This is a genomic window from Acinetobacter sp. YH12021 (genome assembly GCF_013420145.1).
Lineage (GTDB): Bacteria > Pseudomonadota > Gammaproteobacteria > Pseudomonadales > Moraxellaceae > Acinetobacter > Acinetobacter towneri.
On record NZ_VOYT01000001.1, the window covers coordinates 503457 to 521142 of the forward strand.

Consider the following 17686-nt stretch of genomic DNA (forward strand, 5'->3'; position numbering starts at 1 on the left):
TCAAAACATTATAAAAATTTTTGTGCAGCAGTTAATTTAGTGCCTTAACTGTCTGTAATAACTGTACGGTTTCATAGAGTGGCAGGCCGACAACATTGCTATAACTGCCCTCAATACGCGGAATATAACGTGCTGCGATGCCCTGAATCGCATAAGCACCCGCTTTTCCAATCGGCTCACCTGTTGCCCAGTAGCTTTCCATATCATCTAGGCTAAGCGATTGAAATTCAACCTGTGTACGTACCACTATACTGGATTTTTTCTGTTTTGTACGCACACAAACCCCTGAAAAAACATCATGTTTTCGACCAGAAAGTTGTGACCAAATGGCAAAGGCATGTGCTTTGGATTCTGGCTTGCCCAAAATCTGCCCATCTACGCCTAGACTGGTATCGGCAGCAATCACAATAGCATCAGGAAATAGCCGTAAAACCGCATCGGCTTTGGCACATGCCAACCGCTCAACATACGCGGCAACATCTTCGCCCGCCAAAACAGATTCATCAATGTCAGGACTGTAAATTTCAAATTCCAGCCCAAGCTGTTGCAGGAGTTCCCGACGGCGCGGTGAACTTGAGGCAAGAATTAAATGCGCCATTTTCGCAAGAAATAATACAGCACAGGCCAGAGCAAAATACTACTCAGCAAAGGTTGCCAATGACGGGCAAATGGGAACTGAATCCCACCCATGACTTGCATCACCCAAATCAGGGCGAGGTGTGCCAAAATTGCGATTACACTAATGACCCATAAATTTGCAAACGTCATAATACGGCGTTCACGAGTCAGGAAACGTGCCACAAAAGTAATCACCACAAAACTCAAGGCATTCATGCCCAAAGGTGCATCGAGGAGCAAGTCTGCAAACAAGCCTGTACCAAAGGCAAACCAAATACCACACCAAGTTGGTTGCCCAAGCACCCAAAACAAGGTCACCATCAACATAAACAATGGTCGCCAACCCGAGCCTGTATAAGACAGCGGATACACCATGAGTACAGATGCAGCAATTACAGAAAAAATAATCGGAAATAGTGGATCTTTATTCTTGTTTTGTCCAAGTCGGGTTTGTCCAATTTTAGCGATTGGCATTTGGCTGCTCCTTCGCTAAAGATTCTGAGAAAAGCACCACTACATGATGACCACCCGCCAATTGTGCTGCAGGCATCACATCAATTTGTGCAAACTCACCAGAATTATGTCGGCTGATTTTGGTAATGCTTCCAACCAAATATCCTGCGGGAAAATGCTCGCCCAAGCCAGAGCTATAGACCTTTTCTCCAACTTGAATATTGGCACTGGTTGGCACATATTCCATTTTTAAACGTCCCAAATCGCCAGTACCTGACACAATTGCGCGCATGCCTGTATGTTCCAAACGCACTGAAAGCGAGTGTTCTTTGTCAGAAAGCAACATGACACGGCTACTGTGTGGATACACCGCAATGATCTGCCCCATAATGCCTTTATCATCCAAAACGGTTTGCCCGACTTTGAGCTGATTTTGTGAACCACGGTTAATCACAATAATGTGGCGCAAAGGATCGGCATCGGTACCAATCACTTCGGCAATTTCCATGCGTCCATCAATAATTAAAGGCGTATCGAGTAGACCGCGCAGGCGAGTATTTTCTGCAGAGAGTTCAGACAATTTTTGCAAACGGACTTGAGCCTGTAATAGCTCTGCCTGCATCGCGGTATTTTCACGACGCAATTGAGCCTCAGACTTACTTTGTTGACTTAGCCATTCTCGCGACAATACAGGATAGCTTGCAAGGGCATAAATTGGATTATATGCCGCATACAAAACATCACGTGCAGGTTGAATTACATGCGGTACACGCCAGTTAAAAAACAGGATGACCAAGCAAGTAATGACCGCAATTATAAAAGAGCGAAAAGATGGCGGTTGTCTGGAAAACAGATTTGTTTGCACCGCCGAATCCTATGTATTAGCCAACAAATAACATATCGTGGTTTGGATTATCAAAGAATTCCAAGACCTTGCCGCCACCGCGGGTAACGCAAGTTAATGGTTCTTCTGCAACTACCACAGGCAAGCCTGTTTCTTGTGCCAAAAGCTTGTCTAGGTTACGCAATAACGCACCTCCACCGGTGAGCACAATTCCACGCTCTGCAATATCGGAAGAAAGTTCTGGTGGAGTTTGTTCCAGTGCAGATTTTACTGCCGATACAATGCTTTGTAACGGATCAGAAATAGCTTGGGTAATTTCATCAGAAGTTACAGTAATGGCACGTGGCACACCTTCTGCCAAGTTACGACCACGTACTTCAATTTCCAGTGGTTTAGCACCTTCATCTGGCAATGCCATGCCAACTTCTTTCTTAATAGTTTCTGCTGTGGTTTCACCAATCACACAACCATGTGCCTTGCGCACGTAGTTAATGATTTGCTCATCAAACACATCGCCACCAATACGCAATGAATCTGAATAAACACAACCTTGTAATGAAATAATCGCGATTTCTGTCGTGCCACCACCAACATCTACCACCATTGAGCCACAAGCTTGCTCGACAGGCATACCTGCACCAATTGCTGCTGCCATTGGCTCTTCAATTAAACGTACATCACGTGCGCCCGCATTAAACACGGCTTCACGAATGGCACGGCGCTCTACCAAAGTAGATTTGCATGGTACACACACCACTACACGCGGTGCAGGTGGGAATAAACGTTTTTCATGCACTTTGCCAATAAATTGGTTCAGCATGGTTTCAGTCACTTCAAAATCAGCGATAACACCATCTTTCATTGGGCGAATTGCAGAAATGTTTGCAGGGGTACGACCCAACATTTGTTTGGCATCAAGACCGACTGCGGCAACAATTTTCTGTGAACCGCTGTGACGAATTGCCACAACTGTCGGTTCATTTAATATAATGCCTCGTCCTGGCGCATAAATAAGTGTATTTGCTGTACCTAAATCAATGGCTAGGTCTGGCGAAAACAAGCCAATTAGTCGTTTTAGAATCACGGAGTCGTTCTCGATTAAACTTTATGTGGACGCAAGTTGGCAACTTTAACTAAATGTGGTGCGTTGAACAAGTCAATCGCTTATTATAACGCACGATATTTTGAAATTTTTTATTAATACTGATTTTAGGTGATGTTATGTCTACCTCGGATGCTCAGCATTCTGCAGATTTAAATGCACAAACAGTTTCAGCAATTGCCCATCTTGCTCGTCTTAAACTCAATGATACGCAATCTGCTGAGTATGCTCAAAGTCTAAATAAAATTTTAGGCATGATGGAAAGCTTAAAAGGCATAAATACCGATGACGTTGAGCCTTTAAAAAGCCCATTTGACCACCCTCAACCATTACGTGAAGACGTCGTAACCGAACAGAATCATCGTGAGCAATATCAAGCTGTTGCCCCTGCAGTTCAGGATGGCTTGTACCTTGTTCCACGTGTGATTGAATAATTTATTCGGCTGTTACATTTTGACTTCATAAAAAGGTAAAAGAATTTTTCTCATGACAGATTTACATCGCTTATCGATTCGTGAAATCTCTGAGGGTTTAGCGGCAGCCAAATTCTCCTCTCGCGAACTAACAGAACATTATTTAAAACGTATTGCCAAAATTGATCCGCAAGTGCGCTCTTATGTCACCGTGACCAATGAAGTAGCACTGGCACAGGCGGATGCAGCCGATGCATTACGTCAGGCGGGTCAAGCGACAGCACTGACAGGTATTCCTGTTGCACATAAAGATATTTTTTGTACCCAAGGCATTAAAACCTCTGCGGGTTCAAAAATGCTGGACAATTTTATCTCGCCTTATGACGCAACTGTGGTGGCACAAGGTAAAAATGCAGGTTTGGTCACTTTGGGTAAAGTGAACATGGACGAATTCGCAATGGGTTCAACCTCTGAAAGTTCGTTCTATGGCGCGACCAAAAACCCATGGGCACTTGACCATGTACCGGGTGGTTCGTCAGGTGGTTCTGCTGCTGTCGTGGCGGCTGACCTTGCACCATTTGCTACAGGTACAGATACAGGTGGTTCAATCCGTCAGCCTGCGTCTTTCTGTGGTTTGACTGGTCTCAAACCAACTTACGGACGTGTTTCACGTTACGGCATCATCGCTTATGCATCATCTTTAGATCAGGCAGGCCCAATGGCACGCTCTGCAGAAGACTGCGCATATTTAATGAATGTAATGGCAGGTCATGACGCCAAAGACTCAACCTCTATGGATAAAGCGGTTGAAGATTATGTGGCGAACCTGAATGCAACAACGCTCAAAGGCTTACGCATTGGTATTCCGAAACAATACTTCAATGTGGCTGGTTTAGATGCTGCGGTGAAAGCACGTGTTGAAGAATCACTAAAAAAATTAGAAGAATTGGGCGCAGTATTGGTTGAGATTGACCTCAACATGACTGAAAGCTACGTGCCAACTTACTATCTGATTGCCCCTGCAGAAGCATCATCTAACCTTTCTCGTTACGATGGTGTGCGTTATGGCTACCGTGCAGAAAATCCTCAAGATATTTTAGACCTCTACAAACGCTCGCGTTCTGAAGGTTTTGGTGCAGAAGTGCAACGTCGTATCTTGATTGGTACTTATGCCCTTTCTGCAGGTTATTACGATGCCTATTACGTGAAAGCGCAAAAGGTGCGTCGTTTAATTCAGCAAGACTTCTTAAAAGCCTTTGAACAGGTAGATGTAATTGCTGCACCGACTGCACCAACCACTGCATATAAAATTGGCGCATCTTTAGACCCTGTTGAAATGTATTTGGGCGATATTTACACCATTGCGGTGAACTTGGCAGGCTTACCAGCAATTAGTGCGCCTGTTGGTTTTGACCAAGACAACTTGCCTGTTGGTTTACAACTGATTGGCAACTACTGGTCTGAATCACAACTGCTATCTGTGGTACATCAATACCAACAAGCGACAGACTGGCATAGCAAACGCGCGGCAATTGCTGAGGAGAATGCATAATGGCGAGCAATCAAAAGAAAGCGAAATCAAACCTGATTGATGGCTGGGAAGTCGTAATTGGGATTGAAATTCACACGCAACTTGCAACCAATTCTAAAATCTTCTCAGGTTCATCAACCGAATTTGGTCAAGACCCAAATACGCAAGCCAGCCTTGTTGATTTAGCTATGCCGGGCGTCTTGCCTGTGTTGAATAAAGAAGTGGTGGATTTGGCAATCCGTTTTGGTTTAGGTATTGATGCCTACATCGACCAAGCGTCTGTGTTTGCGCGCAAAAACTACTTCTACCCAGACTCGCCTAAAGGCTACCAAATTAGCCAGATGGATAACCCGATTGTAGGCTTGGGTCATATCGACATCCAACTTGAAGATGGCACGACCAAACGCATTGGCGTAACCCGTGCACACCTTGAAGAAGATGCGGGTAAGTCGATTCATGATCAATTTGAAGGCATGTCAGGTATTGACCTCAACCGTGCAGGTACGCCTTTGCTTGAAATTGTATCTGAACCCGATATGCGTTCGGTTGAAGAAGCGGTTGCTTATATTAAAGCGATTCACACTTTGGTACGTTGGTTAGGCATTTCTGACGGCAACATGGCAGAAGGTTCATTCCGTGCGGACTGTAACGTGTCGCTACGTCGTCCGGGTCAACCCTTCGGTACACGTTGTGAGCTTAAAAACTTGAACTCATTCCGTTTCATTGAACAGGCAATCAATGTTGAAATTGAACGTCAAATGGAAATCTTGGAATGGGATGGCACCATTGATCAGGAAACACGTTTGTTTGACCCTGTGAAGATGGAAACGCGTTCAATGCGTTCGAAGGAAGAAGCGAACGATTACCGCTACTTCCCTGATCCAGATTTGTTGCCTGTGGTTATTCCAGATGCGCAAATTGAAGCAATTAAAGCCACTATGCCTGAATTGCCTGCGGCACGTCGTGCACGTTTTGTAGCAGACTTTGCTGTGACTGAATACGATGCTCACGTTTTAACGCTTACTCGTGAAATGTCTGAATTTTACGAAGCTGTGGTTGCTGCAGCAGGTGGTGCGGCACACGGTAAAATTGCAGCAAACTGGGTAATGGGTGAATTCTCAGGTGCTTTGAACAAAGCAGGCTTAGATTTGGCTGATTCTCCTGTATCTGCGGAAAAACTTGGCGGTATGATCGCGCGTATTGTGGACAACACAATTAACGGTAAGATCGCGAAGCAAGTATTCGGCTTTATGTGGGAAGAAGGCAAATCTGCGGACGAAATCATTGCTGAAAAAGGCTTAAAGCAGGAAACAGATACAGGCGCAATTGAAGCAATTATTAAAGACGTACTTGCTGCGAACGAGAAGATGGTTGAAGAGTATAAATCTGGTAAAGAGAAAGCCTTTAACGGTCTTGTTGGTCAGGTAATGAAAGCTGCGAAAGGCAAAGCCAACCCTGCACAAGTAAATGAGTTGATGAAGAAATTGATTGGTTGATTAATTGACTAATTCGTTGTTTTTATGAGATAAAAACCCTACATTATGTAGGGTTTTTTTACGGTTAATAAAATGAAAATAGAAAAATTCAGTCCAGAAGTCTGTGAAAATCTTAAATGGTATGTTTATCGATTAGTCGATCCAAGAGATGGTTCGACCTTTTACATCGGTCGTGGACTTAACAATCGTATATTTGATCATGTAAATGGGCTACTAACTGATAAAGATGCAGAAGAAGATCTTCTTAGTTTAAAAATGAAACAGATCAGAGATATTCAATTATCGGGTTTAGATGTTATCCATATTATTCATCGCCATGCTTTAGAAAGCAAAAATATGGCTGAAGTTGTTGAGGCTTCATTAATTGATGCTTATTCAGGTCTAACAAATATTATGAATGGCAAAGGTAGTAATGAATATGGAGTAGCTAATATTCATGAAATTGTTACAGCATATCAAACTGAAACCGTAGAAATTACAGATGATGCTCTATTGATTTCAATTAATAGAACTGCTTTAGAACGTGGCGTATATGATGCAGTTAGATTTGCATGGAAACTTACTCCTTCAGAAGCCAATAAAGCAAAAATAATTTTAGCCACGGTACAAGGTGTGATCAAAGGCGTATTTGTGGCTGAACAATGGTTAGAAGCCACACAAGAAAACTTCCCGAACTTTATGCTGTTGGGTGAGGATGTCTATAATCACGAAACACGCTCAAAAAGATATGGGTTCACTGGGAAAAATGCACCTCCAGAATTTCAGACCAAGTATTTAGGCAAAAGAATTCCTGAAAAGTTCAGAAAAAAAGGGGCTAGTAACCCTATAAAGTACTCATGGAAAGCCAAAGATTAAGTTTGTCGGATTCCCCTACACAGGTGAATAAATTGATGAAGAATATGATTGGTTGATTAATTGACTAATTCTTTGTTTTTATGAGATAAAGACCCTACCTTGTGTAGGGTTTTATTTTTAGAGAAAATAATGGTTTTAAAAACGATCTTTAATGTTTCAGAAGAAAAAACAGCAAAATTAGCAGTATTAATTGATGCAGATAATGCTTCTGCAAAAGATATTGAAAATATTTTAAATGAGATCACTCAATACGGTGAGGCAACGGTAAAACGTATTTATGGTAACTTTGTCAGTCAAAATGGTAGTTGGAAGCAAGCTATTAATAATTTAGCGATTAAACCTATGCAGCAATTTGCTTATACAACAGGTAAAAATGCAACCGATGGTTTTATGATTATTGATGCAATGGATTTACTTTATACAGACCGTTTTGATGGCTTCTGCCTTGTATCAAGTGACAGTGACTTTACAGCCTTAGCAATACGCATTAAAGAGCAAGGGGCCACCGTTTATGGATTTGGCAAGAAACAAACGCCCGAAGCCTTCCGAAATGCTTGTTCTCACTTCACCTATGTCGAGAACCTAAGTGGATATGAAGAACCTCAAATTAAAGAACTCCCTTTGATTGAAACGAAGAAAGAACAGCATCCTCAACCCTCTAGTAAAACTGAAGTCTTAAACAACACCACTTCAGCGCAGAAACTACCACTACATATTATTAAACAAATTTTTGACAATCATGATACTGAATGGATTCCTGCTTCTTCATTCACATCGCAATGGAAACTTTTACAAAATGACTTTGATCCCAGAAACTATGGCTTTAAAAAAGTTGTTGATTTGATTAAAAGTCATACAAATATTTTTGACTATGACGAACGTATTTTTGATAGTGGACATAAACAAATTTACATAAAATTAAAAATTTAAAATTAAAAGTTGGCTTTGCAAGTGAGAGTTACCCTCACTTCATGCCTCTTAACATATTCTTAGCCCCTGCATGATTATAATTTTTGGCTAAATTCTGCAAAATGCGCTTGGCTTGCACTTCTGCGTTTGGAAAACGACTGCGATAACTCGACACACTGGTTAAACAACGTGCCACCAACATGCCAGATTCTGTATAAATACGCGTACCCTCTGCGCCCTGTAACTTGCCATAGTTATAAGCACGTTGCGCATTATTACAGGCATTAATTTGATTACGCCCACTGTTTAAATCACGACGTGCCGCCACATATAAACGTGTCTGTTGCTGTTGTGGTGTTTCGACCACACGTGGTGGGGCTGTTTTTACTGGTGCAGTCACTGGCTCTTTTTTCTCTTCAGGTTTTTCCTTCGCTTCAGCAACTTTGGTTGCATTAGTTGTTTTTGGATTACTTGGAGCTGCTTTAGGTACGGCCTTTGTAGGTGCAGAAGCCGCGCGGTAAAAGCGTCGCGCTTCATCTTCAGACATTATTTTAGTAACCAAACTCACCACTCGCGCTTCACCACGCTGTTCCAACTGTCGCTCCGCCACTGGCTCAATCGATACAATCCAACTTTCGCCCTGATTACCTACACAACGGTATGCCCCAATCCCCTGTTTTACATCTCGATAAGTATTGAGTAATTTTTTAGACCATGCATTTTTAACTAAACTCATTGAGCTTTTATAGGCAAGCGTTAAGCGTCCATTTTGTGACTGACAATAGCTGCCCATATATTTACGTGGAATCATAGATTCAGCAGGCTGATCTTTGCGCTGTGGCCCCCAATAATAGACATATTCTTTAGCAGCACCACTGGGCTGATTTAAGTTTTTTTGAACAATCAGTTCTTGTGCAGATGCAAAATGCTTCACCGAATTTGGGCTAAATTGATCAACTGTTGCACAACCAAATAATAGGCTGCCAATTCCCCCAATCAAGAGTAATTTTTTGCAGGTCACGTCTCAATTCTCAATTGTTTTTATATCAATGAAAATATATGAATTGGGGCAAAATAACAAATACAACACCTTGATTTTATAGTTAATTAATCATAATTTTATTTGAATCAAGTTTGATATTTTTATAAAACAATCCAATTCATCACAGTTTTTTATGATTTTGAACACTAGCACCAGTATTATTTTTATACAACTGTTCAGATCAATTTATATTTGGCAGTCACCACTCTAAACATGCGAACGCGACATCCACAACACTTATGAATGTCGCCATCAAAACTATTGATCCAAGGTCGATTCAAATGCTTTTAAACGCTTATGAATAGACAAGAGCTCAATAATGGTTGGCCAAGATGCAATCAGATACTGAAAAGATTCACGGACTTTGCCAAATACGTTTGCAATTTGCATCATCAAACCCAATGTAATAGCCCCTGCGGCAATACTTGGGAACAACACAAATAAACCGTAAATATTGTCCAATTGCATGTACCAAATGCGTACCAAGTTAAAATAGGCATAGTGGAAATATAAACGGAAATAGTTCAAACGCACTTTGCTAAACAGTTCTTTTAAACTCAGCGGATCGGCACGTTCAGCGTGATCTTCACCATAAACCAATTCTTTACGATAAGCCGCCTCAACTTTTTGGTTATTGAATTCCAGACCTGGTAACTTCGCACCCACCACAATTAACACCACTGTACCAAATACTGCCCAACCCACTGCAGCCCAAACTAAGGCATACGGAATTTCCCCCACTATTGGCAGGGCTTTGACATGAACAGACAAACTAAACAGTACAGGTAAAAATGCCAACAGAATCATTAGGGCTTCGACTAAATTTACCCCTAAAGTTTCCATGGTTTTTGCAAAGCGCATGGTATCTTCTTGAATACGCTGTGAAGCCCCTTCAATATGTCTGAGTTTTTCCCAATGTGCGGTGTAATAATTATTCATTGCCGTACGCCAACGAAAAACATAGTGACTAACAAAAAATAAATTCAAAACCATTAAGGTCACTGCCACCATGGCGATGTATAAAAAGGTCAGCACACCTGCATAGAGTTCATTGACATCTCCACCGCCACTACTGAGCATTTTTTGAATCAGGTCATAAAATGGGTTGTACCAGGCATTCACCACAACATTGACTTGTACCCCAAACCAAATATTAAACAGGATGAATGCCGATCCCCATACCGACCAGCGCTGCCATGGGTGATTTGCTTTAAGTTTCCAGAAAATGGCAAACAGCGTCGTTGCCACAAAAAACCACAGATAAAACCATAAAAATGCAGGTGACCAAAAACGGCTGACATCGATGGGTAATGTTGCTTCGGCATAGCCTTGCGGGAAGCCAATCCAACTACCCCATGCGCTACCGCCCGAGTACCATAAAGCCAGATTGATCGCGAACCAAACAAGCAATGAAATAAAAAACCACTTTGGATTTGGAAAAAATGACTTAAACATGCAGACAAAAAGCCTTTATTTTTTAAATTGGAATGTAAAACCCAGTGCCTTCACCACTTAAAAAAGCGTGAATGGATACTTTAACTTTTATACTTTATACGCTGTTTTTTCAGCAATAATTTTATTTTTATACTGAAAACTGTAAATTTCATCAATCGGCTATATTTTACTGCGCTGTTCATTTGCCATTCATCTAAGAAATTACATCAAATTTCAATTTCTTATATTTTTAAAATGTCAAATTATGAAGTATTGGGCAAATTTATTGCGATTTTTTGACCAACAATTCAAGTACAAAATATTTAAACCCGACACAAATTTACGATTTTGTGTAGATTATTCATCAATTTACTATATAATACAGTTGATTAAAAATAACTCATTTAGGGTGCGGTATGGAATCTCCAACAGAAAACATTGCTATTGAGCTACTTGAACCTATTGTTCTACGTAAAGAAAACTGCGCACCAATTGAATTCGAGCAAGGTACAATTTTAAAAGTTTTATTGGTTAATCCTAACTCCTACTTGGTTACCGTAGACAACGAATTTAACTTTACTGTCTCTTTAGAAGATGAAAATAAGGTGTGGCGTAAACTTTAATTACTGAGTCGCCACAAACTTTAATGATTGAATGTACGCAAAGCACATTCAATCATTAGATAAAGCTTGATAAATACGCTACTGCTTTCATGGCTTATAAAAACTAAACTTTCATTACACCTATCAATCACAGCATCCTTTTAATTTTTCAGAAGCCCACTTCGGGTATGGCTCTCTGAAAATGTTGCCTAAGATTCAGTTTTCAATCCTCTGTATATCATTGTAGATTTTGCAACAATCTCATCAAAATCACCTTTATATTGGGCAAAATGAGATAAAAATTAGCTTTAAATTTTCATCTTATTTTCTCTATAAAAATCAATAAAATATACCAATTGATCAAACCAAAACAACAACAGCAATGACTTTAAATTCACTTTTACAACTAAGCAAAACCAAAATTAATCAAAAATTATGATAAGATCATGCTTCTTGTAAAACACATTTTTTTATAAAGATGAGTTGCTTAAGCAATTTTTACTGTCTTTAGTGTGTTTTATTTTTTCTATTTTTTTAATTCACATCCTATTTTGACAAGATCTACTTGATCTCTAAATTTAGGATTGTATTTGCTTATTTTTATAATGCGGATATTTAAAATCCTGAATTGTGTCACTCAAAATTGGAGAAGTAATTAAGAACTCAAAAACTAATGGAGATAGCAATGGATCGAATTGCAATTATTGGCGCTGGCCCAAGCGGCATGGCCCAATTAAGAGCGTTTCAGTCAGCAAAGGCCAAAGGTCTACAAGTTCCTGAAATTGTATGTTTCGAAAAACAAAATGATTGGGGTGGACTCTGGAACTATACTTGGCGCACAGGTATAGATGAACATGGCGAACCTGTCCACGGCAGTATGTACCGTTATTTATGGTCAAATGGCCCTAAAGAAGCGCTAGAATTTGCCGATTATACTTTTGATGAACACTTCAAAAAACCAATCGCGTCTTATCCGCCACGCGCAGTGTTGTGGGATTATATTCAAGGTCGTGCAGAAAAAGCACAGGTGAAAGACTTAGTCCGCTTTAATACCGCCGTTCAGCATATTCATTATGATGATGCGACGCAAAAATTTACGGTTGATGTCGAAGATTACGCACAGCAACGTCATTATTCAGAACAGTTTGATTATGTTGTGGTGGCCTCTGGGCACTTTTCTACCCCGCGTGTCCCTGTTTATGAAGGCTTTGATCAATTCCATGGTCGTATTTTACACGCGCATGATTTCCGTGATGCACTGGAATTTAAAGGTAAATCAGTGCTGTTGGTGGGCAGCAGCTACTCTGCCGAAGACATTGGTTCGCAATGTTATAAATACGGCGCCAAACAAATTTACAGTTGCTATCGCAGTAAAGCCATGGGCTTTAAGTGGCCCAAAAACTGGTCTGAAAAACCACAATTACTGCGTGTAGATGAAAATACTGCTTATTTTGGTGATGGAACATCGGCCAAAATTGATGCCATTATTTTATGTACGGGCTATTTACACCACTTCCCGTTTATTGAAGATGGCTTGCGCCTCAGAACGCATAACTGCCTTTATCCACTAGGTTTATATCAAGGTGTGGTTTGGGAAAAGAATCCTCGTTTGTTCTATTTAGGCATGCAAGATCAATGGTACACCTTCAATATGTTCGATGCGCAGGCATGGTTTGTCCGTGATGTGATTTTGGGCAAAATTGCGTTGCCAAGCATAGACGAAATGCAAAGCCATACCCAAACCTTGCATGAAAAAGAACAACGCTTAATGAGCGATGAACAATCTGCACGTTTTCAAGGGGATTACATCAAACGCCTGATTGCGCAGACCGACTATCCATCTTTCAATATTGATGCAGTACACGATATTTTCATGCAATGGAAAAAGCATAAAAAAGAAAATATTATGGGCTTTAGAGATAAAGTTTATCGCTCAGTGATGACAGGAAAAATGGCTAAACCGCATCACACACCATGGCTTTATGCACTAGATGATTCTTTGGAAAGTTATCTAGAAGATGAAGCTCAACGTGAGGCAATGTAAGGCGTAATCTAAAAGATCAAAGTAACGAAAAAACAGCTACAAGCCTCAAAAGTTTTGCTGATGAGGCTTGTGGTTTAAAGATTTATTTCAACTTAGCGTTATTTTAGAAATAGCGCTGATTATAAGTCTGACTTAGCACGTTTTAAGGCTTGTTGCCAACGCGCTAAATGTTCTGCACGCTCTGCTTCATTCATTTGGGGTTCAAATACCCGATCTAACTGCCAAGATGCTGAAATTTCAGATAAGTCAGAAAATACACCCGCCTTTAAACCTGCCATAGCTGCTGCTCCCCAAGCGGTTGATTCCAACATTTTAGGACGTAACACAGGCACATTTAAAATATCGGCTTGGAATTGCATCAACATATCATTTTGACTAGCACCACCATCGACTCGAAGCTCTTTCAGTGGATGATCTAAATCGGATTGCATCGCAGTGAGTACATCCGACACCTGAAATGCAATGGATTCCAAGGCAGCACGGGCAATATGTGCCTTGTTGGTGCCACGTGACATTCCACATAAAAGCGCTCGCGCTTCACTGTCCCAATGTGGCGCACCAAGCCCTGTAAATGCAGGAACTAGCACTACACCATCGCTAGAAGTTACACTATTGGCAAGTTGTTCCACATCGCTGCTTTTTTGGATAATACCCAAACCATCGCGCAGCCATTGCACTACAGCACCTGCCATAAAAACACTGCCTTCAAGGGCAAAATGGGTTTGATTTTGACATTGCCACGCCAAAGTAGTGAGTAACTTATTTTGGCTAAATTGCACCTGATTGCCTGTATTAAACAACATAAAACAGCCTGTGCCGTAGGTATTTTTTGCTGTACCTACCTCAAAACAAGATTGTCCAAATAAAGCTGCTTGCTGATCACCCAAAATACCTGTGATTGGAATATTATCACCCAATAAGCCAGTTGCGGTGTCTGCAACATAACTGTCTGATGCAATAATTTTAGGTAAAACTGATGCTGGAATTTGAAACAGTTCCAGTAAGTCTTCATCCCAAGTTTGATGATGTAAGTTCATCAACATCGTTCTTGAAGCATTACTCGCTTCAATGACATGCTCTGCGCCTTGGGTCAAATTCCAAATTAACCAACTGTCGATGGTGCCAAAAGCCACGTGCCCCTGTTGTGCCAATGCTTTTAACCCATCGACATGCTCAAGCAACCACACCAGTTTGCCTGCACTAAAATACGGATCGATACGCAGACCTGTTTTTTTCTGAATCAATTGCATCTGGTTATTTTGAATCAACTGATGACACCAATCAGCCGCACGACGATCTTGCCAAATTATGGCAGGTGCCAGTGGTTTGCCTGTGCGTTTATCCCACACTACAGTCGTTTCACGTTGATTGGTCACGCCAATCGCGTGAATGTCTTTAGCCAAAATACCTGCAGTCGCCAGAGCCTGTTGCACCACAGCAATTTGATTTGACCAGATTTCTTGAGCATCTTGCTCCACCCAACCTGAATATGGGGTCTGAATGTGGGTTTCTCGTTGTGCCGTTGCCTGAACTTGTCCGTGTTCATTGAAGATGATGGCGCGACTAGAAGTTGTGCCTTGATCGAGTGCCAGTAAATAACTCATATTTTTTATTGTGTTTGACTTGAAAAATAAAATATTAGCGCAATTATGTAACTAAGCGCATCGAAATGTGTAATTGTGCAGAAAATACATCGTAATTTTTGCCAGCTATGCTATGATTGCGCTGTGATATGGGGGTGTTATTGGCTTCGACGCTGATGATGAAGCTCATAGATGCATGCCGAGAGCGCATTTTCTCTCGTAAATCAAATTTGCATTAAAATAGTCGCAAACGACGAATCTTACGCTCTAGCTGCCTAAGGGCCGCTTGTCCGCTTCACTGAATACTTGTGGTCAGTGAACCCGACTGAAGCGCACGCACACAAGTCCGTATAGAGTTGAGCCTCGGGACTTTATACCAAACTTAGAGGATCGCACTTTAAACCCTGTTCGTCGGGTCTTAGAGTGTTAAAACAATAGACGATATCTAAGCATGTAGTATTCTCGAGTGTAGTGTTGGCGGACGCGGGTTCAACTCCCGCCACCTCCACCAAATACCTAGCTTAATATGACTGAATATGATGTTATATAAAGCGGAAAGGCTTAAATCTTAAGGGTTTAAGCCTTTTTTAATGCCTAAACACAACTGAACTTAACTGAATATATGAACTTGTATCATGTATCACATTGTGTATCATTGAAAAATAATTGAAACCACTGTGATACATGATGAAGCGTTCAGATATTAAAAAGCGTCCTTTGTCAGATACCGTCTTGGAAAATCTGAAACCTGAAGATAAGGATTATCGGGAGTTAGATGGCAATGGGCTGTATTTCTTTGTACAGAAGAATGGAAACAAGTCTTGGCAATTAAGATATAAAAAGCCTGATGGGAAATGGTCTTGGGTTGGCTTAGGTGGTTATCCTGCGATTAAAGGCAAGCTTGCTCGAAAGAAAGCTCAAGAATTATTGAATGACATCGGCAACGGCGAAAATCCTATTGTTAGCAAGCAAGAGCGAAAGATAAAAGAGCTTGAAACCAATAATGCTACTTTTGAAGCTTTAGCTCGTGAGTGGCTTGATACCAAGCAGAATCAATGGGTAGCCGATACCATGACACGTAATAAAGGTGCATTAGAAAAGCATATCTTCCCAATGTTCGGGAAACGCTTATTTGTTTCTATCCGCCCGATTGAGTGGATGGAGTATCTAAAGCGCATTCAACTTGAACAAAAGATTTATGAGCAAGTTAAGCGTATGTGTGCAATGTGTCGTGACATTTATGACTATGCAAAGGTTACAGGGCGCATTGATTACAATCCTTTAGAAGGAATGCAGAAATACCTTATTCAAGGTAAAAAAGAAAATATGGCTCATGTGTCGGAAAATGAATTGCCTGCACTTCTTCGAGCTATTAATAATTATCCTACGCTAGATAGCCGTATTGGTTTACAACTTTTAGCTATGTTGTTTTGTAGACCAAGTGAATTACGAGAAGCCAAATGGGAAGAGTTTGATTTAGAAAATGCGCTTTGGACTATCCCAGACTTCCGAATGAAAAAGCGCCGTGAGCATACGATACCTTTGCCGAAACAGGCGATTCAATTGCTTAAAGAGCTTAAGAGTATTCATTCTGAGTCAGATTTTCTTTTCCCGAGTCGATCAGATAAGAATAAGCCAAAGTCGGATACAGTTTTCATTATGGCATTACGCCGTCTTGGATATGAGGGGCGTCAGACCCCTCATGGATTCCGACATATCGCTAGTACGCTTTTAAACAACCGTGGCTTTGATGAAAGACACATTGAGTCTGCTTTAGCGCACGTCAAAGATGGTGTGGCGGGTGTATATAACAAAGCCCAATATTTGGAAGATCGTGCACGTTTGATGCAATGGTATGCCGACTATCTTGAAGAGTTGGCGGATATGAAAGTCATTCAGTTTAAAAAGGTGAGTTCTTCGTAATGTTCTTAGGTGTAAATGAAGCAATTAAAGTCCTTAAAGAGGTAACTGGTCAAAATTGTAATGAAATTACATTGTTGCATTATATATGGAATGGTTATTTGGACTTATGTATATCTATAGAAGAAACTCAAGAGATTGATATAGTGTCTGTTGGTTATTACGGTTATGAATGTGATGATGAATGGTTTGTCTATAATTTAGAAAAAAGCTGTGACGATATATTTGTAGTTAAAATTGATGATTTAAAAGCTTCCGAGTTACTTAGTATCTTTGAAAATGAAAATTTAAAGATAAAAATTACTTCGGTATATAAAGCAGATTCTAAAAATATTGAACGTGCTTTTTTGAGCAGAAAAGCTGAAAGTTCAATGTCTACGGTTATCAAAGAATTTTATGAAAATACACCTGATACATTGATTGATGTTTGTGAAATAAATGAAAGCTTAGGTTTAGGTCAATATTTTAAGAAACATCACTTCTCTTTAGATGAAGATCAAATTAGGAATTTGAGATCATATAAAACATCAACTCCAAAAAATGCAGGTCGTGATAAAAAACAGCAAAGGCAAGATATTATAAAGGAACGGCTTTGTTGCACAAAGATTTGAAATGCAAAGCGCCCCTAATTGATCCAAATTTAAGGCGTAACTTGGGTAAGTGGGCGACCTAATTCCGTAAATCTGTTAAGGACTGCTACACGTGCATGGATCTCATTCACCTGACTAGGAAAGCTTCTTGCCATTAATTTATCGCCTAATAATTTGATGCAATGCATCTTGGTTTCCACCAAACTGCGGCGATGATAGCCTGACCATTTTTTCCATAATGTCCTGCCTA

At 40.6% G+C, this 17686-nt stretch carries 16 protein-coding genes, 1 other RNA gene and 1 pseudogene; 10 read left to right on the plus strand and 8 right to left on the minus strand.

The window, feature by feature from the left end:
* Positions 1-31: 31 nt before the first annotated feature.
* Genes FTT91_RS02310 through FTT91_RS02325 form a run of 4 tightly spaced genes read right to left on the minus strand, consistent with a single transcriptional unit; the run spans position 32 to position 2999 of the window.
* Positions 32-598 (minus strand): Maf-like protein, encoded by a 567-nt coding sequence (locus FTT91_RS02310; RefSeq protein ID WP_180168892.1) that lies wholly within the window; start codon positions 596-598, stop codon positions 32-34.
* Positions 586-1092, minus strand: coding sequence for a rod shape-determining protein MreD (mreD, locus tag FTT91_RS02315; protein ID WP_154320436.1), 507 nt, complete (start codon positions 1090-1092; stop codon positions 586-588). Before mreD ends, FTT91_RS02310 begins: the two co-directional genes overlap by 13 nt.
* Entirely contained in the window at positions 1079-1936 is an 858-nt protein-coding gene (mreC, locus tag FTT91_RS02320) for a rod shape-determining protein MreC (protein WP_019838366.1), read from the minus strand. The genes mreD and mreC overlap by 14 nt, the downstream gene beginning before the upstream one ends.
* A gap of 16 nt (positions 1937-1952) precedes the next feature.
* Positions 1953-2999 (minus strand): rod shape-determining protein, encoded by a 1047-nt coding sequence (locus tag FTT91_RS02325; protein WP_004975408.1) that lies wholly within the window; start codon positions 2997-2999, stop codon positions 1953-1955.
* A 137-nt stretch (positions 3000-3136) separates the two neighbouring features.
* On the opposite strand from FTT91_RS02325, the gene gatC reads away from it, so the two are divergent.
* From gatC to FTT91_RS02350, 5 genes are all read left to right on the plus strand, one after another.
* The gene (gene gatC, locus FTT91_RS02330; RefSeq protein WP_004975405.1) at positions 3137-3451 is read left to right on the plus strand and encodes an Asp-tRNA(Asn)/Glu-tRNA(Gln) amidotransferase subunit GatC; all 315 of its coding nucleotides are present in this window, start codon (positions 3137-3139) and stop codon (positions 3449-3451) included.
* A gap of 52 nt (positions 3452-3503) precedes the next feature.
* Positions 3504-4982 carry an Asp-tRNA(Asn)/Glu-tRNA(Gln) amidotransferase subunit GatA gene (gene gatA, locus FTT91_RS02335; RefSeq protein WP_180060373.1) on the plus strand — a complete coding sequence of 493 codons (1479 nt, stop codon included), beginning with the start codon at positions 3504-3506 and terminating at the stop codon, positions 4980-4982.
* Complete coding sequence (gene gatB, locus FTT91_RS02340) at positions 4982-6457, plus strand: Asp-tRNA(Asn)/Glu-tRNA(Gln) amidotransferase subunit GatB (RefSeq protein WP_180160923.1); 1476 nt, start codon at positions 4982-4984, stop codon at positions 6455-6457. Before gatA ends, gatB begins: the two co-directional genes overlap by 1 nt.
* 72 nt (positions 6458-6529) lie before the next feature.
* Positions 6530-7312, plus strand: coding sequence for a hypothetical protein (locus FTT91_RS02345; RefSeq protein WP_019838362.1), 783 nt, complete (start codon positions 6530-6532; stop codon positions 7310-7312).
* Positions 7313-7441: 129 nt separating this feature from the next.
* Positions 7442-8242 carry an NYN domain-containing protein gene (locus FTT91_RS02350; RefSeq protein WP_019838361.1) on the plus strand — a complete coding sequence of 267 codons (801 nt, stop codon included), beginning with the start codon at positions 7442-7444 and terminating at the stop codon, positions 8240-8242.
* Between the two features lie 34 nt (positions 8243-8276).
* Here FTT91_RS02350 and FTT91_RS02355 read toward each other — a convergent pair whose 3' ends face one another.
* A complete protein-coding gene (locus FTT91_RS02355) occupies positions 8277-9242 on the minus strand; it encodes a hypothetical protein (protein WP_136144245.1) in 966 nt (321 codons plus the stop codon).
* Between the two features lie 279 nt (positions 9243-9521).
* The gene (gene sbmA, locus FTT91_RS02360; RefSeq protein ID WP_180168893.1) at positions 9522-10718 is read right to left on the minus strand and encodes a peptide antibiotic transporter SbmA; all 1197 of its coding nucleotides are present in this window, start codon (positions 10716-10718) and stop codon (positions 9522-9524) included.
* Between the two features lie 395 nt (positions 10719-11113).
* On the opposite strand from sbmA, the gene FTT91_RS02365 reads away from it, so the two are divergent.
* Positions 11114-11320 carry a hypothetical protein gene (locus FTT91_RS02365; protein ID WP_180168894.1) on the plus strand — a complete coding sequence of 69 codons (207 nt, stop codon included), beginning with the start codon at positions 11114-11116 and terminating at the stop codon, positions 11318-11320.
* A gap of 664 nt (positions 11321-11984) precedes the next feature.
* Positions 11985-13343, plus strand: a complete 1359-nt coding sequence (locus tag FTT91_RS02370; RefSeq protein ID WP_104852384.1) for an NAD(P)-binding domain-containing protein — start codon at positions 11985-11987, stop codon at positions 13341-13343.
* Positions 13344-13462: 119 nt separating this feature from the next.
* On the opposite strand, the gene glpK is transcribed toward FTT91_RS02370, so the two are convergent.
* The gene (gene glpK, locus FTT91_RS02375) at positions 13463-14947 is read right to left on the minus strand and encodes a glycerol kinase GlpK (protein WP_180168895.1); all 1485 of its coding nucleotides are present in this window, start codon (positions 14945-14947) and stop codon (positions 13463-13465) included.
* A gap of 130 nt (positions 14948-15077) precedes the next feature.
* Here glpK and ssrA point away from each other — a divergent pair.
* The 3 genes from ssrA (at position 15078) to FTT91_RS02390 (ending at position 17457) form a co-directional block, all read left to right on the plus strand.
* Positions 15078-15437: a transfer-messenger RNA gene (gene ssrA, locus FTT91_RS02380) on the plus strand.
* Positions 15438-15613: 176 nt separating this feature from the next.
* Entirely contained in the window at positions 15614-16849 is a 1236-nt protein-coding gene (locus FTT91_RS02385; protein ID WP_180168911.1) for a tyrosine-type recombinase/integrase, read from the plus strand.
* Positions 16849-17457 carry a hypothetical protein gene (locus tag FTT91_RS02390; RefSeq protein ID WP_180168896.1) on the plus strand — a complete coding sequence of 203 codons (609 nt, stop codon included), beginning with the start codon at positions 16849-16851 and terminating at the stop codon, positions 17455-17457. The genes FTT91_RS02385 and FTT91_RS02390 overlap by 1 nt, the downstream gene beginning before the upstream one ends.
* Before the next feature lie 29 nt (positions 17458-17486).
* Here FTT91_RS02390 and FTT91_RS02395 read toward each other — a convergent pair.
* A pseudogene (locus tag FTT91_RS02395) lies at positions 17487-17686 on the minus strand (IS5/IS1182 family transposase); the annotation flags it as partial.